Here is a 24,978-nt window from a genome sequence, read left to right on the forward strand (position 1 = left end):
GAATACTTTCCAAGGAGAGAAATTGCTCGACGTAACCACATTTGACGAGCTTCGCATTGGCCTTGCGACCGCCGACGACATCCGTCGCTGGTCTCACGGTGAGGTCAAGAAGCCCGAAACAATCAACTACCGCACGCTCAAGCCGGAAAAAGACGGCCTCTTCGGCGAGCAGATCTTCGGCCCGTCCAGGGACTGGGAATGCTCATGCGGCAAGTACAAGCGAGTGCGCTTCAAAGGCATCGTCTGCGAGCGCTGCGGCGTCGAGGTCACGAAGTCGTCGGTGCGCCGTGAGCGCATGGGCCACATCGAGCTCGCCGCCCCGGTCACCCACATCTGGTACTTCAAGGGTGTCCCCTCGCGTCTCGGCTACCTGCTGGACATGGCTCCGAAGGACCTCGAAAAGGTCATCTACTTCGCCGCGTACATGGTCATCACGGTTGACGAAGACGGCCGCCACCAGGACATGCCCGGCCTTGAGAACGAGCTCCGCCTCGAGATCAAGACCATCGAGGGCCAGCGCGATTCGCGCATCGCCGACCGTCTGCAGCGCCTGGAAACCGACCTCGCAGCACTGGAGGCCGAAGGCGCCAAGAGCGACCAGAAGAAGCGCACCAAGGACGCCGCCGAAAAGGAGATGAGCCAGGTCCGCAAGTCTCTCGACGAGCAGATCGCTCACCTCGAGCGCGTGTGGGAAGACTTCCGCACCCTCAAGGTCGGCGACCTAAAGCCCGAAGACTCCGTCTTCCACGAGCTGCAGGACCGTTTCGGCATGTACTTCGAGGCCTACATGGGCGCCGAAGCCATCAAGAAGCGCCTGCTGGCCTTCGACCTGGTCACCGAGAGCGAAAACCTGCACCTGCAGATCGCCGAGGGCAAGGGACAGAAGAAGATCCGTGCGATCAAACGCCTCCGCGTGGTCAACGCGTTCATTATCACCGGCAACTCGCCGGCCGCGATGGTGCTCGACGTCGTCCCCGTGATTCCGCCCGAACTGCGCCCGATGGTGCAGCTCGACGGTGGCCGCTTCGCGACCTCCGACCTCAACGACCTCTACCGTCGCGTGATCAACCGCAACAACCGCCTGCGTCGTCTGCTTGACCTCGGTGCCCCCGAGATCATTGTGAACAACGAGAAGCGGATGCTGCAGGAGGCCGTTGACGCGCTCTTCGACAACGGTCGTCGTGGCCGCCCCGTCACGGGTACCGGTAACCGCGCCCTCAAGTCACTGAGCGACATGCTCAAGGGCAAGCAGGGTCGTTTCCGTCAGAACCTGCTCGGCAAGCGCGTCGACTACTCCGGCCGTTCGGTCATCGTCGTCGGCCCGCAGCTCAAGCTGCACCAGTGTGGTCTGCCCAAGCAGATGGCACTCGAGCTGTTCAAGCCGTTCGTGATCAAGCGCCTGATCGACCTGAGCCACGCTCAGAACATCAAGGCCGCCAAGCGCATGGTCGAACGTTCACGCCCGCAGGTCTGGGACGTGCTCGAGGAGATCATCCGCGAGCGCCCCGTGCTGCTGAACCGGGCACCGACGCTTCACCGCCTCGGCATCCAGGCGTTCGAGCCTCAGCTCGTGGAGGGTAAGGCGATCCAGCTGCACCCTCTCGTCTGTGCCGCGTTCAACGCCGACTTCGACGGTGACCAGATGGCAGTTCACCTGCCGCTGTCGATGGAAGCCCAGGCCGAAGCGCGCATCCTGATGCTCGCCTCGAACAACATTCTGAAGCCGTCTGACGGTCGCCCGGTGACCCTGCCCACCCAGGACATGATCATCGGTCTGCACCACCTGACCACGCTCAAGGAAGGCGTCATCGGCGAGGGCCGGGCGTTCTCCTCGATCGCGGAGGCGATTCTCGCTTTCGACCAGAAGAAGGACGCGAACCAGGGCCTCGACCTGAACGCCAAGGTGCGCATCCGTCTGGCCGACAAGTACTTCGAAGAGGGCACGCAGCCCGAAGGCGTCGAACTCGTCAACGGCCAGGCCGTCGGAACCGTGTTGGTGACCACCACGCTCGGCCGCGCGATCTTCAACGAGGCCATGCCGGTTGACTACCCGTACTTCGAAAAGGTCGCCGACAAGGGCAGCCTCTCGGCGATCGTCAACGACCTCGCCGAACGGTACCCGAAGGTGGAAGTCGCCGCGACGCTTGACCGCGTCAAGGACGCCGGTTTCTACTGGGCCACCCGGTCCGGTGTGACCGTGGCGCTCAGCGACATCCTGACCCCGCCGAACAAGCCGCAGATCGTTGCCGGCTATGAGAAGCAGGCCGCCAAGGTGCAGTCGCAGTTCGAGAAGGGTCTCACGACCGACCTCGAGCGTCGCCAGGAGCTCATCCAGATCTGGACCAAGGCAACCGAAGACGTTGCCGCGGCCATGCAGGAGAACTTCCCGGCCGACAACACCATCAACCGCATGGTCACCTCCGGTGCCCGTGGTAACTGGCTGCAGGTGCGGAACATCGCCGGTATGCGAGGCCTGGTCAACAACCCGAAGGGTGAGATCATTCCTCGCCCGATCATCTCGAGCTACCGCGAAGGCCTGTCCGTCGCCGAGTACTTCATTGCTACTCACGGTGCTCGTAAGGGTCTGGCCGACACGGCTCTGCGTACCGCCGACTCCGGGTACCTCACGCGTCGTCTCGTGGACGTCTCGCAGGATGTCATCATCCGCGAAGACGACTGCGGCACGACCAAGGGTCTGGAACTGCCGATCGCCGAGGTCAACCCGATGGGCGATCTCGTCCGCCACCCCAACGTGGAGAACGCGGTCTACGCTCGCAGCCTGGCCACCCCGGCGGTCAACGCCAAGGGTGAGATCGTGGCTGACGCCGGCGACGACGTGGGTGACGTGCTCATCGACAAGCTGGTCGAGGCCGGTGTCGAGACCATCAAGGTGCGCTCGGTGCTGACCTGTGAGTCGGCCGTCGGAGTGTGTGCGGTCTGCTACGGCCGCTCGCTCGCCACCGGGCTACTCGTCGACATCGGTGAGGCCGTCGGTATCATCGCCGCACAGTCCATCGGTGAACCGGGTACCCAGCTCACGATGCGTACCTTCCACACCGGTGGATCGGCATCCGCCGACGACATCACCCAGGGTCTGCCTCGTGTGCAGGAACTGTTTGAGGCCCGTACCCCCAAGGGTGCGTCGCCGATCGTCGACACCGCCGGTCGCATCACCATCGAGGACACCGACCGCAGCCGGAAGGTCATCCTGACCCCCGACAACGGCGATGAGCCGATTGCCTACCCGGTGCTCAAGCGCTCCACTCTCCTCGTCGAGGATGGCCAGCATGTCGAGCTCGGCACGCAGATCATCATCGGCGCCGTCGACCCGAAGGAAGTTCTTCGCGTCAAGGGTGTTCGCGCCGTGCAGAAGCACATCGTCGGTGGCGTGCAGGATGTCTACCGGTCGCAGGGTGTGCCGATTCACGACAAGCACATCGAGGTCATCGTTCGCCAGATGCTGCGCAAGGTGACCGTCGTCGAGCACGGCGACACCGGCCTGCTCCCCGGCGAGCTCGTTGACCGGTTGAAGTACAACGACCTCAACCGCACCGCGCTCACCGAGGGCAAGAAGACGGCGTCGGCTCGTCAAGAAGTCATGGGTATCACCAAGGCTTCGTTGGCGACCGAGTCCTGGCTGTCGGCCGCTTCCTTCCAGGAGACCACCCGGGTTCTGACCCAGGCGGCCATGGAAGGCAAGAGCGACCCGCTGATGGGCCTCAAGGAGAACGTGATCATCGGTAAGTTGATCCCGGCCGGCACCGGTCTTCCCCGCTACCGCGACGTCACCGTCGAGGCAACGGATGAAGCCAAGGCTGAGCGTTACCCGAACCGCATCTTCACCGATGATGCAGCGTTCAACGAGGGTGACCTGAGCTTCGTCGACTTCGACAGCTTTTCGTCGGATGACTTCACCCCCGGCACCTACAACTAGTCACTAGCGATAGGTTCCATGGACGGCCTCCTGCCTCGGCAGGGGGCCGTCCTCCGTTAAGCCCGTTCGCCCCCGCTGGTCGAGCCTGTCGAGACCCGACCCTGCCGAGACCCGCGATAGGCTGATCCAGAATCTTTCTGGGGGTATCGCATGGGTGCAGGTCCGGTGTCCGCTTCGGCAATGACGCATCGACGGATGTGGGTGCTCCTCGGCGCCGTCGGCTCCCTGCTGGTCATCGCCCTCATTGTCCTGCTCATTGTCTGGCGGGGCGGCGCGGGCGCGCCGGAGGGAGAGGCGGTCGGGCGGCCGCAGCCGCACTCGTCCCCTGCTCCCCTGGCCCTCGCGAGTGTGCCTGCTCCAACGGCCACGACGGATGGGCCGCATCCGTCGACCTGTGATGAGCTCTACAGCCCGGCGATCGTGGCCGCTTTCGGTGACCTGGTGCTCAACCCGGCCTGGGTCGCTGAGGAGAGCTCGGACGTCAACCGCGGGTCCGGGGACCCGGAGTTGATCGCCCTGATCGACGCTGCCGGGGAGCGCCTCACCTGCGTGTGGGCGAACGCCAACGGCGGGTCCGGCCTGGGACTCACCACGGAGCTGGTGTGGGTGACCCCGGAACAGTCGACCCAGATTCAAAACCGGCTGACCGCCGCAGGTATGAACTGCTACGAGGAACTCGGTGGAATGCGTTGCCTCATCGAGACAACGAAGGACGGTGAACTCGTCGGTGAGTCGCACTTTCTTCGCGACGACATCTGGCTGGCCACCAGATATGTCAATACCGGACCGGACGGCTACACGCACGACATCATCGCCAACGTGTGGGCCGACGAGTAGTCGCCCGGGAGATCCGCAATCCGCGCACAAAGTAGGGTAGAAGCAACGACCGGCAAACCTGCTTTTCGGAAGCAGAGGAACAGTATGCGGTTGGTCGGGCAGCTCGGTGGGGCGCTAGTCGGTGCCATGGGTCTCCTGGTGCTGGTCAGTTGGTACGTCGGAGCGGGCGCCCTGCCGCCCGTGCTCCGCGACCTGCTGGCGATGAAGCCGATGGCAGCCCTGGGGCTCGTGCTGGTGGCGGTTGCCGTGCTGGCCGTCGATCGTCGCAGGCTGACCCTGACCCTGGGTCTGCTGGCACTGATGATTGGCGCCCTCACGATCGCGGAGTTCGTCGTCGGCCGATCACTCGGCATCGATGTGCTTCTGCCGGGAATCGACTTCGGCGGGCGGTCGGAGCGGATGGCGCCGTCCACGTCGGTGGCGCTGGTCCTCCTCGGTGCGTCCGTCATCGCCAGCCGGGCCGCTCGATCCGCCGTGATGCTCGGCTTCGCATTCGCGGCTCTGGGCGTCAGCCTGGTCGCGATCCTGGGTTATGCCTATGGCGTCTCCTCGCTGTATTCGCTGGGCGGCTACACGAGTATGGCCTGGCAGACGGCCCTGGGCGTCGGAATCCTCGCCACGGCCCTGTTGATTCAGCGCCCCGATGCCGGTCTGATCGGACTCTTCCGAGACGGTGGCAGTGCGGGTCGGCTCCTCCGCCAGGTCATTCCATTCCTGGTTCTGGGACCGTTCATCCTCGGTTGGCTGCGGCTGTGGGGACAGCGCCAGGGCTGGTACGACACGGCCTTCGGCGTCGCCATCCTGATCCTCGGCATGACAGTGCTCAGCTGCGTGCTGGCGTGGGTCGCTGCCCGCCGGCTGCGTGACCTCGATCGTCAGCGTGATGCCGCGATGCAGGCTCTCGCTGAGGCCAACCATACGTTGGAGGCGACGGTCGAGAACCGAACCCGCCAGCTCGCGGAGACGGCCGACACGCTGCACACCCTCATCAAGATCGCACCCGTTGGAATCGTGCAGATGGATGCCGCGGGCGGGCTCGTGTCCGCCAACGACCAGTGGCTGGCACTCAGCGGCCTCACGAAGAGTCAGTCGCGCCGCGACGGCTGGGCCACCGCGCTCCATCCGGACGACGCGGAACGGGTGCTCCTCGGTTGGGAAGCGAGCGCCGCAGCCGGCGAGCCCTACGAAACCACCCTGCGGTTCCGCACCCCTGAGGGCCACATCAACTGGGTGCAGGTGAACACCGCCCCGATGCGTGATGAGAAGGGCATCATCGGGCACCTGGCCAGCGTCACCGATGTCACCGCGCAGCGTGAGGCCGAGAACGCGGCTACGGCCGCCGCGGCCCGGTTCGAGGCTGCCTTCGCTTCCTCGCCGTTGGGAACGGCTATCGTGACGCTCGACGGACAGGTAGTGGCCGCCAACAGGCGGCTCCTGGAACTGGCGGGTCACCAGAACCCGCTGGTCAGCGCCCATATCGAGACGATCTTCATGCCGGCTGAGGACGGTGACGATGAGGAGTCGGAGAGCGCTGGCCTGGAAGGTCCGTCGACCCGACAACGCATCGACCGACGGATGCGCCACGAAGGCAATCAGGAAACCTGGGTCAAGGTCAGCATCGCCGAGATCTTCGAGGGCGACCAGGCCGGGGGACTGCTGTACCAGCTGGAGGACATCACCGCCCGACGCCTGGCCGAGGCGCGGGTTGAGCACCTGGCATTCCACGACCCGCTGACGAACCTGCCCAACCGTCTGCTCCTGCTCGACCGGTTGAAGCAGGCGCTTCTGCAGGCGTCGCGCCAGGGTCGCGGCGTTGCGGTGCTATTCATCGACCTCGACCGGTTCAAGTTCGTCAATGACAGCCTTGGGCACCACGCCGGTGACACAGTGCTGAACGAGGTTGCCATCCGCCTCCGGCAAAGCATCCGGGCCGGCGACACGGTGTCCCGGATCGGAGGCGACGAGTTCGTCGTGATCTGCCCGGATGTCGGTGGCAGCGAGGATGTGCACCGGATCGCCGATTCGATCCAGGCGGCCATCGCGCGGCCGATCACGATCGGCGACCAGTCGGCATCCGTCGACGCCAGCATCGGGATTGCTTTCGGCCTCGGGCACGACGATGCCGAACTGCTCCTGCGCAATGCGGATCAGGCCATGTACCTGGCGAAGGACCGCGGGCGCGCCCGCTACGAGGTCTTCGACGACGACCTGCGGTACCGCATCCATCAGCGGCTCGACAGCGAGTTGGCCCTGCGCGACGCGGTGGAACTGGGCCAGATCGAAACCTGGTATCAGCCGATCGTGGATCTGCAGGACCACAAGGTGGTGGCGACCGAGGCTTTGGCACGCTGGCGGAGGCCCGAGCGCGGGCTCGTGATGCCGGGTGACTTCATTGCTCTCGCCGAGGAAGTGGGTCTGATCAAGGGAATCGGATCGACGGTGCTCGGCCAGGCGTGCGTGGCGGCCACGGGGCTGGCTCAGGGGATGGCGGTCAGCGTCAACGTGTCCGCGCGGCAATTCGTGCAGGATGACTTCGGTGACGTCGTCAAGCGGGCCCTCGCCGAGTCGGGTCTGCCGCCGGAACAGCTCTGGCTGGAGCTGACCGAGAGCGCGGTGCTCGACGCCATCGATTCCGCGGCCCGGACCTTCCAGGAACTGCGGAGCCTCGGCGTGCGGCTGGCCATCGACGACTTCGGCACGGGGTATTCGTCTTTCACCCACCTGCGCGCGTTCACGGTTGACTTGCTCAAGATCGACCTGACGTTCATTCGCGACGTCGAGAGCTCCGATCATGATCGCGCGATCGTGGAGGGAATCCTGCGTCTGGCCGATTCCCTGAACCTGGATGTCGTCGCCGAGGGCATCGAGACGACGAGCCAGCGGGACCTGCTGAGATCCATGGGCTGCCGCTTCGGCCAGGGCTATCTGTTCTCCAAGCCCACGCCGTCCGTGCATCCCGAGGTACAGTTCGCCCACTAGCCCTGGCGCTCTGCGGTGCCTGGGGCGGAGGGTGATGTCGCAGCCGCCCTATGAGAGTGCCACTGCTCGGCCTTATCCCGTCGGGTTCGCCCGGTCGAATTGAAGGCCGGCCTCGTAGCCCACCCAGCGTCGTTTCACCCACCGCACCTCGGCCACCTCCGGCTGTGCCAGGCTTCCGGGGATCTCGACGATGACGAGCGCTCCCGGTTTTAGACGGTGGCGGAGCGATAGGCGGCACCCGCCGAAGCCGATGTCCTCGACCGCTGCCGTGAGCGCCCCGGGATCCCGATCCAGGGATTCCACTTCCGGATGATCGACGACGTCGAGTGCCAGCCCTCCCGCCGCGGCGGTGGGCACGCGGTCGACGGCGAACGCGGCCTCACGTTCCCGGGCGAGTTCGAGAGCTGGGCCGCGCTCGAAGAGGGTGACGAGATGCAGAACAGCCGACGAGCTGGTAGCCATCCGAACCTGGGCGCGCCGCCAGGGAAGCGTGGGCGTTGTGGCCCCACGTACTGCACGCCAGCCGGCAGTGGCGAGGTAGGCCTTCTCCTCCTCGTCTCCCCGGACCCAGTTCGGTGATTCGGTGATCACATGTACCAGGTCCACGGTCTGCTCTGGGGTGAGCGGATCGAAACGGAAGCCGATCGTCACACCGTCCGAGGAGTTCACGATCCAGCTGCCTATTCCGGGCAGTTCGCCGACCTCAGGGATCTGAAGAGCGGTGACCGACGACGCCTTGGAGGCGAAGCCCTTCGGGTCGAGCCGCTCCGACCAGGGAATGGATATGCGTGCCCCCATCAGGCTCAGGTCGACGAGTTCACCCGGGTGAGCGCCAAAATTCTGGAAGGCTGCGGTCACCGGTGTACTCATCGGCGTGCGCTCGGCTGACCGGAGGCGTGGACGCTCAACGCACAGAGTGACGGCCAGCACCAGGCCGACCACGAAGTACAGGCACCAGAAGACGTTGATGTACAGTGCGCTCGTGTTGGCGAGTTCCGGGCTGAGGAAGATTCCCCGCACCAGGCCGACGGCCGCCAGGGTCAGAAGCACCAGGTGGGGGAGCGCGATTCGCCAGTGGAAGACCTGTTCTTTCAGGCCAACGCCCTTGGGGGTGACGTTGAAGGCTTTGACTCGCAGGCCCAGCGTCTCAGCTGCCGCGGAGAGCGCGATGGCGGGGGTCAACGCCAATTCGTAGATGTTGCTCCAGGAATGGCTCCGGCGACGTCCGACGATGATGGCGAAACACAGCATCACGCAGAGATAGGTGGGCAGCCAGAAGATAAGCAGGGCCTCCACGCTCGTGTCCAGGGCGACCACCCCGAAGATGAGGAAGAGCAGCGGGGTAATGATGTAGATCAGCTTGAAAACCCCGAAGTACCAGTAGACGACCGCATCGGAATAGAGCCACCTCTGCATGAGTGTGAGTCCGGGCAGGGTCAGTGGGTTCCACTTGCGGGCCGTCTGGATGTTGCCGCGGCACCAGCGGTCACGCTGCTTGAGCATGTCGGCCAGGTTCTCCGGGGCCAGCCCGGCCGCAATGATGTCCGGCACGAATTCGGTCCGGTACTTGGCCCCCTGGATCAGGAGGCCCGTGGCGAGATCCTCCGTGATCACACCCACGGCAAATCCGCCCACGCTTTCCAAAGCCGAGCGGCGGAACATCGTGTTGCTCCCCACGTACATCACCGCATTGAAGCGTGATTTGCCGGCCTGCAGGGTACGCATGAAGAAGTCCTGCTCGTTCGGCAAAGCCTGACCGGAGAACAGGTTGTACTGGAACGGGTCCTCGTTGTAGAACGCCTGGGGCGCCTGGACGAAGCCCAGCTCGGGGTCCTGAAAACGACCGACGGTGCGCTCCAGGAAGTCCGGCCGGGGAACCATGTCCGCGTCCAGGGTCACGATCAGGTCCCCGTCGCTCCGCCCAAGCGCATTGTTGAGGTTGCCGGCTTTGGCGTGAGCGTGGTCAGGCCGGATGAGATGGATGGCCCCGTACTCTTCGGCAAGTTGGCGCACTTCCTCACGCGCGCCGTCATCGCAGACGAAAACGCGAACGCCGTCGGTCGGATAGCGCATGCCCACGGCGCCGGCGATGGTCATCCGGAGCATTGACACGGGTTCGTTGTAGGTGGCAATGAACACGTCGACCCGCGGGAGCTCGTCTGCTGGCGGCAACGGCACAGTGCGCCCGGCGTATGGTGTCCAGAGGGTGACATACACCGCCAGCGATTGTGCGAATCCGAGTACTTCGACCGTCAACAGCAGAATGCCGGTCGCAGTGTTCCACCAGGCGTCGGACGGGATGGTGAACAACACGCGCCACGTGAGGTAGATGATTCGCACGACAATGGTGATCACGATGGCGGTCTTGTGCCCGAAGCCGGGGCGCCGGCGGGAACCGATCCAAAGCGTTTCCATCACGACCAGTATCAAGGCCGGATAGACAAGCATCCAGTGCCAATTTTCAATCATCATGCAGCCCCCTGGTCGTTCCTAGGGAAAACCTAGCAGTGCTGGTTCAGATTCGGTGAGCATCAGAATTTTCGGTTTTCCGGGGGTTTTGGTGATTGCAGGAGGGCGTTCCTGCCGGGCAGGGCCGCCGGCGTCTGCGAGCCATTGGTCGAGGTGGTGGGCTTCGGTCCAGGCGGGTGGGCGTTCGTAGCCGGGCCAGCGGCATCCGACGTAGCGGGCCACGATTCCCGCGCGTTGCTTCTCGGTGAAGAGGCGCTGCGCGAGGCCGACGTTGACGCATTGTCCGTCGTCGAGAAGTGTGACTGGACTGCAGGCCCGACCTCTTACTCGGCAACGCCACCAGCGTCTGCTCCGGATCGACCTCGACCGGTGGCCGGAGCCAATGCTGAGTTCCGGTGCGGCTGATCGCCCAGTGCTGGTTGTGCAGCAGCAGATGGTGGGGATGACAGAGGAGTACCCCGTCGGCGCGAGGTCCGTATACCCGTTGTTTTTGAGCCACTCGTTGATGTGGTGCGCTTCTGCCCACGCTGGCGGTTTCTCACAGTCGACCCAGAGACATCCGCCGTCACGGACTGCCATTGCGGCGCGCTGTTTCTCGGTGAAGAGTCGTTCGTCGCGGCCGACGTTGATGATCTGGCCGTTGTCGNGCTGCCGCGCGTCTGCTTCCTGCGCGTCTGCTTCCGGCTTGAGCGCCTTTTCGGTCACGATCACGCGCACCGAGGGGCGGCGCCCGCCGAAGACCCGGCCCGGGTCGGCCTCGCCGGCGATTTTGAGCAGCTGCACGAGGGAGTCAGCGGCGATCTGTTCGGTCGTGCGGGGGTCGTCTTGCATCTTCTTTGCCCAGGCCGCCCGCTCCGCGTCCACGAATCGAACCCCGCCGCGGCGCGGGCCCGTGATCGAGTCGAACGTGGAGAGCACGAACTCACCGTCTTCGGGGGCAAACAGCCCGCTGAGTCGTACGTTGCCGTTGCCCAGCCGGTAGACCCGCAGGTAGCGGTCGTCGTAGGCCTGCTTCTCCCGGGCGGCGATGCCGGCCTCGTCAAGCTGGTCGCGCATCCGTCTCGCCCATTTGAACACCTGATCGGCATTCAGCGACGACGCCTCCGCCAGGAGCGCCGCCAGCGCCACCGCGAGCTTCTCGGCGGTGACCGAGGCGTCGATCTGGCCCAGCCCTGCGCGGATCGACTCGGCCGCGTCGACGGAGAGGGTTCCGGCGGTGACGGCCCGGGCGATCGGCGCCTGCCACGGCACCTTCGCCTCGAATTCGGCGACCTCGGCGGCATCCCTGTCGGGCGAGGAGAGCGCCGCCTCGACGAGCCTGTCGGCCGCCTCCGCATCCGCCAACATCGTGCCGACTGCGACCAGCTTGTACGCGTCGCCCTTGGACGAGCCGGTCGAGTTCTGGATCAGGGCCTCCGGCGAGAGGTACCCCTGCTGCGCCGCCAGGCCCGAGTGCCCGAGCTCCGGTCGGGCACTCGGCGATGGTCGCCGCCATCCAGGCGGCATAGGTATCGACGAGACGGCGGATCGAAGCGATTCGCTTCTGACCGGCCAACACCTCGGCGTCGGGAAGGGCCGCGAGATCGGCGCATGACGAGCCCAGCAGGGCCACGGCATCGGCCGCCTGCCTGAGGTCTTCCGCGAGGTTGGTCATGTTAAGAGAATACCCCAGCCCGCATCCAGTGTCGAGAGTTACTCACATAAATTACAAGAATAATCGAATATATCTCTGAACAACTCCGGCCGCTCCGAAGCCGTCCAAGGCCGCCGGTTGCCTCAATGGAGACCCCGCCTATGGTGGAGGGCACAACCTCGGAGGATGCGCCGATGAGGCCAGAGAATGCGGCCGAGAACGAGAACGCCACCGGGCATGAGCCCCGACGTCGGGCCGGCCGGCAGCCGGTCTCCGGGCCTGGACCGGGCTGGCCGTCCTCGGAGCCGCACTCCTTGTGATCCTCGTGGTGGCAGTGGTCTGGCGGAGCGGTGAGGGTTTCCCGGGCCCAGGCGAGACCACCGGAACCGCCACCGTGACGCCCGCCCCGACCAACGCACCCACCGCTACAGGTTCTCCGACCACCACCACGCCCCCGGTAACCCTCAAGCCGACGCAATCCGCACCCGGGCAGACCGCGGCGCCGGGCGTTCCACGTCCGACCGCGTGCACGCAGCTCCACAGCCCGGCCATGGTCGAGGCGCTCGGCAACCTGACCCTGAACCCCGTCTGGAGCCAGGACCCGGATGCCGGCGTGTCCCACGGCGCCGACGATGCCGAGCTGCGCGTCCAGATCGACGCTCTCGACCACCTGACCTGCGTCTGGGCGAGCCCGTACGGGGATCCGACACCGGGATCATCACCACCGTGGTCTGGGTGACCCCGGAACAGAGCGCCGCGGTGGAGGCCCGGCTCGTCGCAAACGGACTGGAGTGCTTCACCCAATCGGAGGGCCGCCGGTGCGTCATCCAGACGACACGGCAGACGGCGCTTTCGGTGAGTCCCACTTTCTGAGGGGCGGCATCTGGCTCGCCACGAAGTACACGAATGCCGGCCCGCTGGGCTACACACAGAACATCATCGACAACCTTTGGATGGGCGTCCAGACCGTTTCGAGCAGGTGTCGATGTCGTGTCGATGTCGGGTCGAAGCCCCGCCCCGTTAGGATCACTGAACAGAGGCATTTTTTCGAACCGTGTCCCCCTCATTGTGGGTCTGGCCGGATTCCCTGCCCCCGAGATAGCGTTGTCCGTTACTTACTTACCGAGCCTGTTCGAGAGGATCGCGTGGCCAGCCTCACCGAAATCTTGATCCTGCACGGTCTGCTGCCGATCGAGGAGCTCGACCACCTCATGGCCGGCGACCCCGCCGATGAGAGCGCCGTCCGCGCCCTCGTCGCCAAGGGCGTCATCACCGAGGTACAGTTCGCCAAGGCTCGGGCCCAGCAAGCCAACCTGCCCTTCGTCGAGCTGATCGACTACCCGGTCGATCGCCTCGCCGTGGCTCTCGTTCCGGTGGCCGTCTGCAAACGCCACGAAGTGCTCCCGATCGCCGTCGACAACGGCCGCCTCATCCTCGCCATGGTCGACCCCGGCAACGTCTTCGCCGTCGACGACGTGCGCGAAGCATCACGGATGCGCGTCACCCAGGTTGTCGCCGAGCGCAGCGACCTGCTCGCGGCTATCACCCGCTACCACCGCGCCGACGACGAGCTCAGCGACCTCACCTCCACACTCGAGGAAGAGAACGCCGCCACCGAGAGCTCCTCGTTCGGAGTCTCGGACTCCATCGACGACGATGCCCCAATCGTGCGGTTCGTGAACCTGTTGGTCAGCCAGGCCATCCAGGACCTGGCCTCGGACATCCACATCGAACCCGGCGAGCACAGCCTGCGGGTGCGCTACCGTATCGACGGCGTGCTGCACGAGATGCAGACCGCACCCAAGAGCATCCAGAACGGTGTTATCTCCAGGCTCAAAATCATGAGCGATATCGACATCGCCGAGCGGCGCAAACCCCAGGACGGCCGCATGACCGTGCGCCACGCCGGCCGCCAGATCGACCTGCGCGTCGCGACTCTTCCCACCGTGTGGGGCGAGAAGGTCGTCATGCGAATTCTCGACAACTCGAACACGACTCTCGACGTGCGCGCGCTGGCCCTGCTCGAGCACAACTTCGAGGCCTACAAGACTTCCTACTCCAAGCCTTACGGCATGATCCTGATCACCGGTCCGACTGGTTCGGGCAAGTCGACCACGCTCTATACGACCCTGGGTGCGGTCGCCCGCCCCGAGATCAACGTGATCACGGTCGAAGACCCGGTGGAGTACCGCATGGCGGGCATCAACCAGGTTCAGGTGAACCCGAAGGCAGGCCTCACCTTCGCGAGTGCGCTGCGTTCCATCCTGCGAAGCGACCCGGATGTCGTTCTGCTGGGTGAGATCCGCGACCACGAGACCGCGCAGATCGCTATCGAGGCCTCGCTGACCGGCCACCTCGTGCTCTCTACTTTGCACACCAACGACGCGCCGAGCGCCATCACCCGGCTGACGGAAATGGGCATTGAGCCGTTCCTCGTGGGTTCCGCCCTGGACTGCGTGGTCGCCCAGCGCCTGGCGCGGCGCCTCTGCGACAAGTGCAAGACGCCATCCGTTCTGACCCCCGACTACCTGACGCGCCTCCGCTTCGCGTTCGACCCGGAGCGCCCGCTACCCACGATCTTCGAGGCGGTCGGCTGCACGCAGTGTTCGAAGACCGGTTACCGGGGGCGCATTGCCGTGCACGAGGTGATGACCGTGACCGAGGAGATCGAGCGGCTCGCCGTCGCCCGAGCATCGAGCGCCGAAATCGGCCGGGTGGCGCGCGAACAGGGCATGATCACCCTCCGCGAGGATGGCTGGGCCAAGGCCCAAATGGGTTTGACATCGATCGAAGAAATCTTGCGAGTGGTCGCATAGTGCAAAAGGGGATATCTGCATGAGCCAGCCCATCTATGAAATTCCGGTCACGCCTCCTGGGGCTGCCGGGGGCAGCTGGAGCCTCGGCGATCCCGACCGGCGCAAAGCCGCACCGCTCGCAACGCCGCTCGCCGACGCCGCGACGACCGATACGGCCACAACCAAGGTCTATTCGCTCGATGAACTCACATCGCCAGGACGTCGTCGCTCCGCTGAACCCCCGGCCATCGCTCCTCAGGTTGCCCGGGCGGAAGCACGGCTCACCCCTGAAGAGCGTGCCGCCCTCGGCAATGCAGACCCCGACCTGGTGGCGGCGCTCGAGGAGGTCGTTCTGCGCAACGCATCCGACCTTCACGTCACGGCTGGGGCACCGCCCAGCATCCGCGTGGACGGCGGTCTTCGGCCCATTGAGGGCGCGCCACGATGGATGCCGGAAAAGGTCACAAAGGCGCTCTACAGCCTGCTGCTTCCCGAGCAGCGTGAGCGGTTCGAACGTGAACAGGAACTCGACTTCGCCTACACCGCGGGCGGGGCGCGCTTCCGTGTCAACTTCTACCAGCAGCGCAACTCCATCGGCGGAGCCTTTCGTCTGATTCCCCGCGAGATCAAGCCGCTGGAGCAGCTCGGCGTGCCGGCTTCCATTGGCAAATTCGCCGGGCTCGCTCGCGGACTCGTGCTCGTGACCGGGCCAACGGGGTCAGGCAAGTCGACGACGCTCGCTGCGATCATCGACCTCGTGAACCGCACCCGTGCGGACCACATCATGACCGTCGAAGACCCGATCGAGTTTCTCCACAGGCACCAGAAATCGCTGGTCAACCAGCGGGAAGTCGGGCACGACACCCACAGCTTCGCAAACGCGTTGAAACACGTTCTGCGCCAGGACCCCGACGTGATCTTGATCGGCGAGCTCCGCGACCTGGAGACGATCTCGGTTGCGTTAACCGCTGCCGAGACCGGCCACCTCGTCTTCGCAACTTTGCACACGCAGTCGGCGGCCCAGACAATCGACCGCGTGATCGACGTCTTCCCCCCCCATCAGCAGGGTCAGGTGCGCGCTCAGCTGGCCGCTACCCTGCAGGGCGTCGTCTGTCAGACCCTGGTGAAGAAGGCCAGCGGGAGCGGCCGTGTCGTGGCAACGGAAGTGCTCGTGACGACCCCCGCCATCGGCAACCTGATCCGCGAGGGCAAGACGTACCAGATCACCTCGATGATGCAGGCCGGTCGAGGACTGGGCATGCACACGATGGACCAGCACCTGGCGGAGCTTGTCGATGCAGGCCAGATCACCCGTGAAGCGGCGCTGGAAAAGGCGCAGGAGCCTGACGCTATCGGCCAACTGATCCAACGCGCAGAGACCCCAAGTGATGAGATCGGACGCGCGATAGCCTCCGGCGGCATCGACTTCGGTGACTCCTACTCGCGTGAGAAACACTGATGGCCACCGTACAGGCGTTCGCCTACAAGGGTCGTGACGCCTCCGGAAAGATCATCAAGGGCAAGTTGGATGCCTCCAGCGAGGCGGCCGTTGCATCCCGCCTCAGTACGATGGGTTTGTCCCCCATCTCGATCGCCGCGGCACCAGGGGGCTCGGGACTCGGTCGGGAAATCACGATTCCCGGTTTCAGCAAGGGCGTCGGACTGAAGGACCTCGCCATTATGAGCCGGCAGATGGCAACCATGATCGGCTCGGGCTTGTCCCTGCTGCGTGCGCTGAACATTCTGGCGGAGCAAACCGAAAGCGCACCTCTCGCGAAACTCCTGGTGCAGGTGCGCGACGACGTGGAGACCGGCACATCTATCTCCGACGCGCTGGCCAAACACAGCGAGTCGTTCCCCCCGATCATGATCAACATGGTTCGTGCCGGCGAGATCGGCGGGTTCCTCGACGGGGCACTTGAGTCGATCGCGGCCAACTTCGAGAAGGAGGTCAAACTCCGCAACACCATCAAATCGGCGTTGACCTACCCCGTGATGGTCTTGCTCATGTCTTTGGTAGCCGTCATGATCATGTTGATCTTCATCGTTCCGATCTTCGAGAAGATGTTCTCGGGTTTGGGGAGTGGGCTCCCCGCTGCGACGATGCTGTTGGTCTACATCTCCCGTTCCATGGTCTGGGTGGCCCCGATCTCTGCCGTTGCCATCATCGCTTTCAGTGTCTGGTGGAGGAAAAACAAGAACACAGATCGAGTTCGCAAATTCGTCGACCCGCTCAAGCTCAAGCTGCCTGTCTTCGGCCCGCTTCTGAAGAAGATCGCAGTTGCACGCTTCGCCCGCAACTTCTCCAATATGATCGGCGCCGGTGTGCCGATCCTGCAGGCACTGAAGATCGTCGGCGAAACCTCGGGTAACTGGGTGATCGAGAATGCGCTGAACGAGGTGGCGGAGTCCGTTCGACAGGGGCGGTCGATTTCTGCGCCGCTTCTGCAGCAGCCAGTCTTCCCGCCGATGGTGACCCAGATGATCGCGGTCGGCGAGGATGCCGGCTCGCTCGAGGTCATGCTCGACAAAATTGCGGACTTCTACGACGACGAGGTGCAGGCGGCCACGGAACTGCTGACGGCCATGATTGAGCCCCTCATGATCGCATTCCTCGGCGTCGTGATCGGCGGCATGGTCGTCGCGCTGTACATGCCGATTTTCAGCATCGCCAGCGTAGTCAAGTAGCGGCCCTGCGAACGCTGAACTGCCCGCGAATGCCAGTGCGTGACTCACGTCGGCGGTAGTGAATATTGTGCCCCCAGCATTGGGGGCATGTGGAACGCAAATGACCCCCTCACGTGGGTCTTAGCCGCAAGTTGTTGCCAGTACAGTAAAGTCCTGATCGGTTCCCGAAAGCCGGTTCTCTGACCTCCTATCGAATGGATCCCATCGTGCTCACTCGCAGCCTCAACGCTCTCAACGCCCGTCGCAAGAACCCCGAAGCGAACGAAAAAGGCTTCACCCTGATCGAGCTCCTCGTCGTCGTCATCATCATCGGCATCCTCGCCGCGATCGCTATCCCGGTGTACCTGGGTGTGCAGGCCAGCGCCAAGGACTCGGGAGTTAAGTCCGACCTGACGAACGCGAAGATCGCTGTCATCGCCTACCAGACCGACCTCGCGGCGTACCCGGCTACCTTCACAGTTGCCGCGCTCGGTAAGTATGGGTACACCCAGGGAGCCAACACGGGGACCATCGGATACAGCGGTACGGCACCGACTACTGCCGCACCCGCATTCTGCCTGTCCGCCGTCTCCGCGAGTGACGCCACCAAGTTCTTCTACGTAACGGACACGACCGGCGTCATCCAGAGCCCCGTCGTTGTGGCCTCCAAGCCCGCGGGCTGCTAGGCCTCAACAGTATTCCGGTGGGGCGACGCGTCTGCGGCGCCCCACCACACACCGTTCTCAATTCAGTCGTTACGTTCATTAAGTCAGTCGTCTCGATCCCTGAAAGCAGAGGTGGGCAAACTATGAAGGCCATCCGTGATCGGCTCGATCACTTTGCGAGTCGTGACATCGGCATCGGCCTCATTGAAATCATGATCTCCATGATGCTCCTCGCTGTCCTGTCCATCGCTATCCTGCCCGTTCTGGTCCAGGGACTGCGAAACTCCAGCAGCAACGCGACGCTGGCGACGGCGAGCCAGTTTGCCCGCCAGGAGCTCGCGTCGGTGAGGGCTTTTAGCGCCGACTGCGCCACGATCAGCACCTTCGATGACGGGCCGTCGACGGTCACGGCGGACGCGCGCGGTGCCCCGCTGTCGATCCGTCGATTGGTCGGCGCATGTCCGGCCGCCGCGGATTACCCGGGCGTCGTGAACGTGAGCATCGAGGTCACTCGGGTGGGCGTGCCGACGCCCGTACTGGCGCGAGCGACCACATTGGTGCTCGTCAAGAGAGCCGCACCGTGATGCGCGGGTCCAGTTCGTCCACTCGCGGCTTCACACTGATCGAACTGTTGGTGTCCGCAGCACTCGGTGTCCTGGTGATGGTTCTCGTCGGGGGAATGCTGGTCAGCACGCTGAACGCCCAATCCAGCGTTCGAGCCGCAGCTCAATCCAGCAATACAGGTCAACTCGTTGCCAAGGCACTCACTCGCGACGTTCGCGGGGCACGTGACCTGACTACCGCCATACCCTTTGCCGGCACTTGCTTGTTGCGCCTAACCGTCGTCGATAATGCCCTGACCGCCCCGGTCTCGGTGCATTTCGTGGCGTGGTATTTCGGGAACGGGGAGATCCGCACCAGGCGTTCGAATATCGCCATCGCGGATCCGGTCTCCCCTGCTGCCGTCACGACCGCCTGGACCCTGCTCGCGACCGGAGTTCAACGATCAGGGTCCACGCCAGTGTTCACTGCGAGTGGCTCCCAAGTTGGTCTCACGTTCACGGTCGCCGGGTCCACCGGTGCGCCTGTTCTCATCCAGACGACAGACACCAGCCGGCAGCCGATGCCGACTGCCGGCCCCGGATCGAGCACATCATGTTCATGACCAAAGCAATCGCTCGAGTCCGTCATGGCGAACGAGGAAGCGCACTGATCGCAGTGCTGGGCATCATGGTGGTGCTCTCGATCGTGACCGTGACGGTGGGCACCGTGACCGTGCAAGCTGCCGGAACGACAAGCTCGTCCCGCGCCGGCGTTCAATCCCACGCAGCTGCCGAGGCCGGTCTCGACGTCGCCCTCGCGCGTCTAACGACAACAAATGGGTGTTCTGCGCTCGGAAACGCAATGACTTCGACGGTGACGCCGGTCTTCACGTCGACCATAAGCCACTCGCTGAACAGCGGGTCGACCTGGACAAACGGGTGTCCGCCGGTCAGCGCGACCCACGTTCGCATTACGTCGGTCGGAACTGCCGAGCAGCTCGGCGTAGCGCGGGCCAGCTCAGGGGACAAGAGCACAGTCCAGGCCATCTATAAGTGGGTGCCGATCATCGTGCAGGTACCCATCGATGGAGCCGCCGTGTATGCCAACTCCGTCGATGGGGTTCTCAAGAAGTTCAACCTCAGTTCGGCGAACAACAGCGTTGCGACGTCTGTGATGGTCAAAACGGGCGATGTCGTATGTACGAACAACGCGAAGATTGGCGGTGACCTGATCTTGGGTGGTGGCAACGCGAAGCTGAATATGTGCGACGTTGCAGGGAAGATCCAAGTCAATGGCAACGTCGACATCGACTCGAGCAACGTCGGTGGGTCGATTTGGGCGACGGGGACGCTCTCGATTACGAACAGTACCTACAACACTGCGACCGTTAGGTCCGGCGCAACCGTGCCCATTCCTGCCATCCCGAACTGGACCGATATCAAGTGGGATCCTGCGCATTGGACTGGGATGGGCTACAACATCGTCAACTGGACAGGCTCATGCGATATCAGCAAGAACAACGCGGCGGGAACAAAGTGGGCACAGATCGCGACGTACATCACGCCGACCGTCGTCAATTTCTTGAACGCGTGCCCCAACAACCCGGTGACGACCAGCAACGATATGGACTATGTCGCTCTGAAATCCAACATCGTTCTAGTGGCGAACAAGTTCACGTTTGACAAGCTGTATTTCACCGCGACGACCACGCGCACGCTGACCTTCCTTGTGCCTGACGACGTGCCTGACGGGCAACCGACCTGCAGCCCTGCCGCTCCGAGCACTCTGAAGGGCGATATCTACCTGACAAATGAAACAGATTTCGGAACCAACATCGCAGCGATGGCCTACACGCCTTGCAAGATCCAGAGCGACCGCAACGGCTTCCGCGGACAGATGTATGGGGGAGAGGTAGAGTTCGACCAGCAGGCCTCCCTTCAATTTGTACCGGTCGGCGTGCAAGGGATCGATCTCAGTGGCGGCCTGACGAATCCCGTCCAAACGGGAGCCCAGCTGGGCGATCCTCTCAGCACGCTGGATCTCGGGTGATAGCCGCAGTATTTCCGCTGGTCGGTGCGGGTATTTTCGGCGCATTGATCGGCTCTTTCCTCAACGTCGTGATCTTCCGCGTCCCTGCAGGCCGGTCCATCGTTGCACCGCCCAGCTCGTGCGGCTCATGTGGTGCCGGTATCCGCCCTTGGGATAACATTCCCATGCTCTCGTGGGTGCTTCTGCGCGGTCGATGCCGGGATTGCGCGGCATCGATTTCCGCACGATACCCCCTTGTTGAACTGGGCACGGCTCTATTCTTCGTGGTCGTTGCTATTCACTTTTTCAGCGCACCATCTGACGTTCCCGGTGCAGGCGCCGCGGTTTTCACGGTACTTGCGTACCTGTATCTGGCTGCAGTCAGCGTCACGCTCGCACTGATCGACCTCGACACCCACACGTTGCCCAACCGTGTCGTGCTGCCGAGCTATCTGGTTGGCTTCGGGCTGCTCGGAGGTGCAGCGTTCGCAGGCGGCGATGCTCCCGCGCTGATACGGGGGATATTGGGGCTAGCCATCCTCTGGGCCATCTACCTGGGCCTTGCGTTGCTCTACCCAGGAGGGATGGGCTTCGGCGACGTCAAGCTTGCCGGCGTCCTCGGCCTCTTTCTCGGCTACCTCGGCTGGGGAGAGCTCATAGTCGGGGGTTTTGCGGCATTCTTGCTGGGGGGCATCTACGGCCTTGGACTCCTGCTTGCGAAGCGCGCCAGCCGCAAGAGTGGGATTCCGTTCGGCCCGTGGATGCTGGGCGGGGCTTGGGTTGGAATCTTCATTGGGGATCAGCTGTGGGAGGGCTACTTGTCGCTCCTCGGTGTGGCGTAGCAATGACTGTCAAGTTGGTTAAAGAGAGCAGGATCCAGTGGCAACGAGCGTTGTAGGGATTGACATCGGCAGCGCCGCGCTTCGGGCCGTGGAATTGGCCGACCCGGCCAAGGCGAAGCCGACTTTGCTGCGGTACTTCGAGGTCCCCTTGCCCGACGGTGCCGTCAGCCGCGGGGAGGTGATGGAGCCTAATACCGTCGCGGGCGCACTCAAGCAGTTGTGGTCCCAGGGCGGCTTCAAGTCGAAGGACGTTGTGCTCGGGATGGGAAATCAACGGGTGCTCGCTCGCGATTTGACCGTTCCGAAGATGTCGCTGAAACGCATCCGTGAGTCATTGCCCTTTGAAGTGCAGGATATGCTTCCGGTCCCCGTTGCGGACGCCCTGCTTGACTTCTATCCCATCTCTGAATCGACCGGGGAGAACGGGCCGGTTGTCAACGGTCTGCTCATTGCGGCCGTGAAAGAAGCTGTGTTGGGCAACGTCAAGGCCGCCCAGCTTGCCGGGCTGACAACGGTTGACGTTGACCTTATTCCCTTCGCGCTCAGCCGGGTGCTGGTGACCCGCCCGCAAATCACGGGCACGGTGGCTCTACTCGATTTGGGGGGAAACACCAGCAGCGTCGTGATCGTCAAGGATGGGGTTCCACAGTTCGTGAGGATCATTCCGACGGGTGGCAACGACCTCACGGAGGCTCTCCGCAATGGGCTTGCCGTCGACGCTTCGCAGGCCGAATTGATCAAACGGACCCGGGGATTAGCCACGGGCGCCGTCCTGCCGGCGGACCAACCGGCAATCGAGATCATCTATCAGGTGACGAGCGAACTGCTGACGAGCCTCCGCAACACCATCAACTACTACGGAAATACCCGACCGACTGATCAGGTGCAGCGGATTTTACTCAGCGGGGGAGGATCGCTCCTCAGTGGCTTTGCCGCTGCGTTGGCGGAATTGACGCACTTGGACGTGTCGATGGCGGATCCGTTCTCGACGGTGTCTTTGGCCCGTTCGATTGACGAGGTCGCACTGCGAGGAAGTAGCTCAGCGTTCACTGTCGCGCTGGGCCTTGCGTTGGGGAGCGCGGCATGAGTGGCGACAAAAGCAAAGAGACACTGGTCATCGGCGGCGAACCGCGGGTAGACCTGCTTCCGCTCGAGGTCCGCAAGGAACGCACAGCAAAGGGCACGCGCAGGCGCCTGGCTCTCAGCGTTGTGGGCCTGCTTGCTATCGTGATCGTCGGCTCTGTCGCGGCATCGACCTTGTCTTTACAAGCTCAAACGCGCTTGGCGGACGAGCAGGCGCTTACGGCCGGCCTCTTGGTTGAGCAGTCCGAATACATAAAGGTCCGGAACGTGCAAGACCAGGTCACCCTCGTCGAGGCGGCTCAGCAGGTTGGCTCTTCAACGGAAATTGACTGGAAGAAATACCTTGAGAACGTTCAAGCGACCCTGCCCGCGGGAGTGACGATTGACGCGATAACCGTTGATTCGGCCTCGCCGCTCGCGATCTATGACCAGCCGACCCTGCCACTCCAGGGTGCGCGCGTCGCAACGGTTGGCTTCACCGCGACAAGCGCGGTTCTTCCCGACGTTCCAACCTGGCTGAACGCGCTCGCGACGTTGCCAGGGTATGCCGACGCTCTCCCGAGTTCGGCCAACCTGGACGAGGCAACCAATACCTACAAAGTGAATATCACTATGCACATCAACGATGCCGCCTTCTCGAAGCGCTTCGCGACGGAAGTGAAGTAGCCATGGACAAGAATCGGCTCTGGCTCATCGGTTCCGCGCTGATGATGGTTCTCGTCGTTGCGCTCGGCTGGGTCGTTGGCATCCAACCCCAGGTTGCTGCGATCTCAACTGCGAGCGATCAGCGTGTATCAGTTGAGCAGACGAATGCGGGCCACCGGGCGTTGCTGACAAAGCTCAAGGAGGATTTCAAGGGAATCGACAACCTCAATCAGGAGCTCGCTTCTTTGAGTAAGTCCGTTCCGTCTGGTACCAACGCGCCTGACTACGTTGATCAACTCGACGCCCTCGCGAGCGCGAACCAGGTTGCTCTGAAGGGCCTCACGATCGCCGACGCGGAGGCCTACACGCCGGTTGCGCTTGTGGCCCCCGTTGCGTCGGCGGCTGAAGCCGAGGCCCCAGCGCCCAGCCCGGCCCCAACGGCAACGCCGAGTCCGACTGCCGCGCCGGGATCCCCGCCGGTAACCAATCCGGGCATAACGGCAGCGAATTTTGCGTCGCTCTCGGTTCAGATCACTGTGTCCGGGACCTACAGCAACGTACTCAAATTCGTCAACGGACTGCAGACGGGCCCGAGACTATTCCTCGTGACTGGTTTGACCACGACTGCTGCGACGGAGAGCTCGGTGCCGGTTGACAGCACAACGGAAGCGAAGCCGTCTGCTGCATCCGGAAACGACAGGTTGGTCGACGGGTCGATCTCGGGCCTCATCTACTCGATCGTGGCCTCATCTGCCCCAACAACTGTCACCGGAAAATAGGCATGCCCTGCCCGGTCGAGCCTCCCTCGGCTGGGGGGTTCGCATTGCTACAGTTGCATCTGACAGTCACGGCCGAGGCCACAAGGAGCGCACCATGAGCGACACAACGTCCCCTGAGGGCAACCGCAACCGTAACAACGACTCGAATCCTGAACCGGTCGACTACGCCGACCATGAAGAGCGCACGGATGCCCCCGACTACACCGGCACCGGCTCCCACTCCGCTCCGGCCGAGTCCGGCGACGCGACCGATGTTGCCGCTGAAACACCGGCGCACTACCCGGCCACCCCCGTCGGCGAGCCGATCTCCTATGACACCCCCGCGACCTCCCGCGAGCCCGCGACGCCCACCTACGTGCCCGCCGCCTCCGTGACCATCGCCCCGGTGAACACCACCGCCGAGACCCGGCGCATCGAGCCGGTCGAGAACCCGGCTGCGACACCATCAGAGGCCCCACCGACCGAGGCCTATGCCCCCACGAACACCACGGCACAGCCCCCCGTCTACATCCAGGCGCCGACCGCTCCCCGCTACAAGAGCAACCGCGGCCCCGGCGTGCTGATCGCCCTGCTCTCTACCGTCATCTTCGCCGCCCTCTACGCCGTGGTCGCGTTCGTGCTGTCCGGCATCGGCAGCTTGTCCATTGCGGACACGGCCTCGAAGTTCACCGACTTCATCGTGCTGCCCATCTTCTACGTGCCGGTCATCTTCTTCTTCGTCGCGTTCGCCCTTCTGGTGCTGATCGTGAACCGCGGCGGCTGGTGGGCCTACGTGCTCTTCGGCTTCCTGGTGGCCGTGGTCGTCTACTTCTCCTACATCGGTGCGGCGCTGCTGAGCGTTCAGGCCTGGAACTTCACGCCCGATCAGGCGGCGCGCTTCATCGGACAGCAGTGGCTGAACCCGGGGGCCATCGCCGCCGCGGTCGTCGCCCGCGAGGTGCCGATCTGGGCCGGCGCCTGGATCGCCCGCAACGGCCGTGCCGTCACCGAACGCAACACTGCAGCGAAGGCCGAATACGACCGCGTCCTCGCCGCCGGACCGCGGGGCATCCGCAGCAACTAGTCGTTCGACGCCCGGC

General features: G+C 63.9%; 18 protein-coding genes. 16 read left to right on the forward strand and 2 right to left on the reverse strand.

Features of this window, described 5'->3' with window-relative positions; translation table 11 throughout:
• Nucleotides 1-22 precede the first annotated feature (22 nt).
• The 3 genes from CXY82_RS15630 to CXY82_RS15640 all read left to right on the forward strand — a co-directional run bounded on the left by CXY82_RS15630 (nt 23) and on the right by CXY82_RS15640 (nt 7,750).
• Nucleotides 23-3,934: a DNA-directed RNA polymerase subunit beta' gene (locus tag CXY82_RS15630; RefSeq protein ID WP_104100992.1), complete on the forward strand. Its 3,912-nt coding sequence runs from the start codon at nt 23-25 to the stop codon at nt 3,932-3,934.
• Between the two features lie 180 nt (nt 3,935-4,114).
• Nucleotides 4,115-4,771: a hypothetical protein gene (locus tag CXY82_RS15635; protein WP_146069152.1), complete on the forward strand. Its 657-nt coding sequence runs from the start codon at nt 4,115-4,117 to the stop codon at nt 4,769-4,771.
• A gap of 84 nt (nt 4,772-4,855) precedes the next feature.
• Nucleotides 4,856-7,750 (forward strand): bifunctional diguanylate cyclase/phosphodiesterase, encoded by a 2,895-nt coding sequence (locus CXY82_RS15640; RefSeq protein ID WP_104171736.1) that lies wholly within the window; start codon nt 4,856-4,858, stop codon nt 7,748-7,750.
• A gap of 72 nt (nt 7,751-7,822) precedes the next feature.
• Here CXY82_RS15640 and CXY82_RS15645 read toward each other — a convergent pair whose 3' ends face one another.
• Nucleotides 7,823-10,222, reverse strand: coding sequence for a glycosyltransferase family 2 protein (locus CXY82_RS15645; protein ID WP_104171737.1), 2,400 nt, complete (start codon nt 10,220-10,222; stop codon nt 7,823-7,825).
• Between the two features lie 18 nt (nt 10,223-10,240).
• Nucleotides 10,241-11,725: a DUF222 domain-containing protein gene (locus CXY82_RS15650; protein WP_158252207.1), complete on the reverse strand. Its 1,485-nt coding sequence runs from the start codon at nt 11,723-11,725 to the stop codon at nt 10,241-10,243.
• A 443-nt stretch (nt 11,726-12,168) separates the two neighbouring features.
• Here CXY82_RS15650 and CXY82_RS15655 point away from each other — a divergent pair, with 443 nt between their 5' ends.
• The 13 genes from CXY82_RS15655 to CXY82_RS17435 all read left to right on the forward strand — a co-directional run bounded on the left by CXY82_RS15655 (nt 12,169) and on the right by CXY82_RS17435 (nt 24,962).
• Complete coding sequence (locus CXY82_RS15655; RefSeq protein WP_104171739.1) at nt 12,169-12,591, forward strand: hypothetical protein; 423 nt, start codon at nt 12,169-12,171, stop codon at nt 12,589-12,591.
• 406 nt (nt 12,592-12,997) lie between these two features.
• A complete protein-coding gene (locus CXY82_RS15660) occupies nt 12,998-14,668 on the forward strand; it encodes a GspE/PulE family protein (RefSeq protein WP_104171740.1) in 1,671 nt (556 codons plus the stop codon).
• Between the two features lie 19 nt (nt 14,669-14,687).
• Nucleotides 14,688-16,106: a type IV pilus twitching motility protein PilT gene (locus CXY82_RS15665; RefSeq protein WP_104171741.1), complete on the forward strand. Its 1,419-nt coding sequence runs from the start codon at nt 14,688-14,690 to the stop codon at nt 16,104-16,106.
• Nucleotides 16,106-17,335, forward strand: coding sequence for a type II secretion system F family protein (locus CXY82_RS15670; RefSeq protein ID WP_158252208.1), 1,230 nt, complete (start codon nt 16,106-16,108; stop codon nt 17,333-17,335). The genes CXY82_RS15665 and CXY82_RS15670 overlap by 1 nt, the downstream gene beginning before the upstream one ends.
• Before the next feature lie 206 nt (nt 17,336-17,541).
• Complete coding sequence (locus tag CXY82_RS18400) at nt 17,542-18,000, forward strand: type II secretion system protein (RefSeq protein WP_304481778.1); 459 nt, start codon at nt 17,542-17,544, stop codon at nt 17,998-18,000.
• A gap of 122 nt (nt 18,001-18,122) precedes the next feature.
• Complete coding sequence (locus CXY82_RS17430; RefSeq protein WP_104171743.1) at nt 18,123-18,563, forward strand: hypothetical protein; 441 nt, start codon at nt 18,123-18,125, stop codon at nt 18,561-18,563.
• A complete protein-coding gene (locus tag CXY82_RS18715) occupies nt 18,563-19,144 on the forward strand; it encodes a prepilin-type N-terminal cleavage/methylation domain-containing protein (protein WP_104171744.1) in 582 nt (193 codons plus the stop codon). The genes CXY82_RS17430 and CXY82_RS18715 overlap by 1 nt, the downstream gene beginning before the upstream one ends.
• Nucleotides 19,141-20,571: a hypothetical protein gene (locus CXY82_RS15690; protein ID WP_146069154.1), complete on the forward strand. Its 1,431-nt coding sequence runs from the start codon at nt 19,141-19,143 to the stop codon at nt 20,569-20,571. The genes CXY82_RS18715 and CXY82_RS15690 overlap by 4 nt, the downstream gene beginning before the upstream one ends.
• On the forward strand, nt 20,568-21,392 hold the full coding sequence (locus tag CXY82_RS15695; protein WP_104171746.1) for an A24 family peptidase: 825 nt from the start codon (nt 20,568-20,570) through the stop codon (nt 21,390-21,392). The genes CXY82_RS15690 and CXY82_RS15695 overlap by 4 nt, the downstream gene beginning before the upstream one ends.
• 37 nt (nt 21,393-21,429) lie before the next feature.
• Nucleotides 21,430-22,479 carry a type IV pilus assembly protein PilM gene (gene pilM, locus CXY82_RS15700; protein WP_104171747.1) on the forward strand — a complete coding sequence of 350 codons (1,050 nt, stop codon included), beginning with the start codon at nt 21,430-21,432 and terminating at the stop codon, nt 22,477-22,479.
• Nucleotides 22,476-23,141 carry a hypothetical protein gene (locus CXY82_RS15705; protein ID WP_104171748.1) on the forward strand — a complete coding sequence of 222 codons (666 nt, stop codon included), beginning with the start codon at nt 22,476-22,478 and terminating at the stop codon, nt 23,139-23,141. The genes pilM and CXY82_RS15705 overlap by 4 nt, the downstream gene beginning before the upstream one ends.
• Nucleotides 23,142-23,182: 41 nt before the next feature.
• Nucleotides 23,183-23,899 (forward strand): hypothetical protein, encoded by a 717-nt coding sequence (locus CXY82_RS15710; RefSeq protein ID WP_146069155.1) that lies wholly within the window; start codon nt 23,183-23,185, stop codon nt 23,897-23,899.
• A gap of 94 nt (nt 23,900-23,993) precedes the next feature.
• On the forward strand, nt 23,994-24,962 hold the full coding sequence (locus CXY82_RS17435; protein WP_158252210.1) for a hypothetical protein: 969 nt from the start codon (nt 23,994-23,996) through the stop codon (nt 24,960-24,962).
• Nucleotides 24,963-24,978 lie beyond the last annotated feature (16 nt).

This window comes from Cryobacterium sp. M23 (genome assembly GCF_002929655.1).
In the GTDB taxonomy this organism is placed as follows: domain Bacteria; phylum Actinomycetota; class Actinomycetes; order Actinomycetales; family Microbacteriaceae; genus Cryobacterium; species Cryobacterium sandaracinum.

Coding starts and splice junctions, on each gene's coding strand:
- CXY82_RS17435 (WP_158252210.1), top strand. CDS start 23,994: ATGAGCGACACAACGTCCCCTGAGGGCAACCGCAACCGTAACAACGAC.
- CXY82_RS15705 (WP_104171748.1), top strand. CDS start 22,476: ATGAGTGGCGACAAAAGCAAAGAGACACTGGTCATCGGCGGCGAACCG.
- CXY82_RS17430 (WP_104171743.1), top strand. CDS start 18,123: ATGAAGGCCATCCGTGATCGGCTCGATCACTTTGCGAGTCGTGACATC.
- CXY82_RS15710 (WP_146069155.1), top strand. CDS start 23,183: ATGATGGTTCTCGTCGTTGCGCTCGGCTGGGTCGTTGGCATCCAACCC.
- CXY82_RS15635 (WP_146069152.1), top strand. CDS start 4,115: ATGACGCATCGACGGATGTGGGTGCTCCTCGGCGCCGTCGGCTCCCTG.
- CXY82_RS15665 (WP_104171741.1), top strand. CDS start 14,688: ATGAGCCAGCCCATCTATGAAATTCCGGTCACGCCTCCTGGGGCTGCC.
- CXY82_RS15640 (WP_104171736.1), top strand. CDS start 4,856: ATGCGGTTGGTCGGGCAGCTCGGTGGGGCGCTAGTCGGTGCCATGGGT.
- CXY82_RS15645 (WP_104171737.1), bottom strand. CDS start 10,222: ATGATGATTGAAAATTGGCACTGGATGCTTGTCTATCCGGCCTTGATA.
- CXY82_RS18715 (WP_104171744.1), top strand. CDS start 18,563: ATGCGCGGGTCCAGTTCGTCCACTCGCGGCTTCACACTGATCGAACTG.
- CXY82_RS15670 (WP_158252208.1), top strand. CDS start 16,106: ATGGCCACCGTACAGGCGTTCGCCTACAAGGGTCGTGACGCCTCCGGA.
- CXY82_RS15690 (WP_146069154.1), top strand. CDS start 19,141: ATGACCAAAGCAATCGCTCGAGTCCGTCATGGCGAACGAGGAAGCGCA.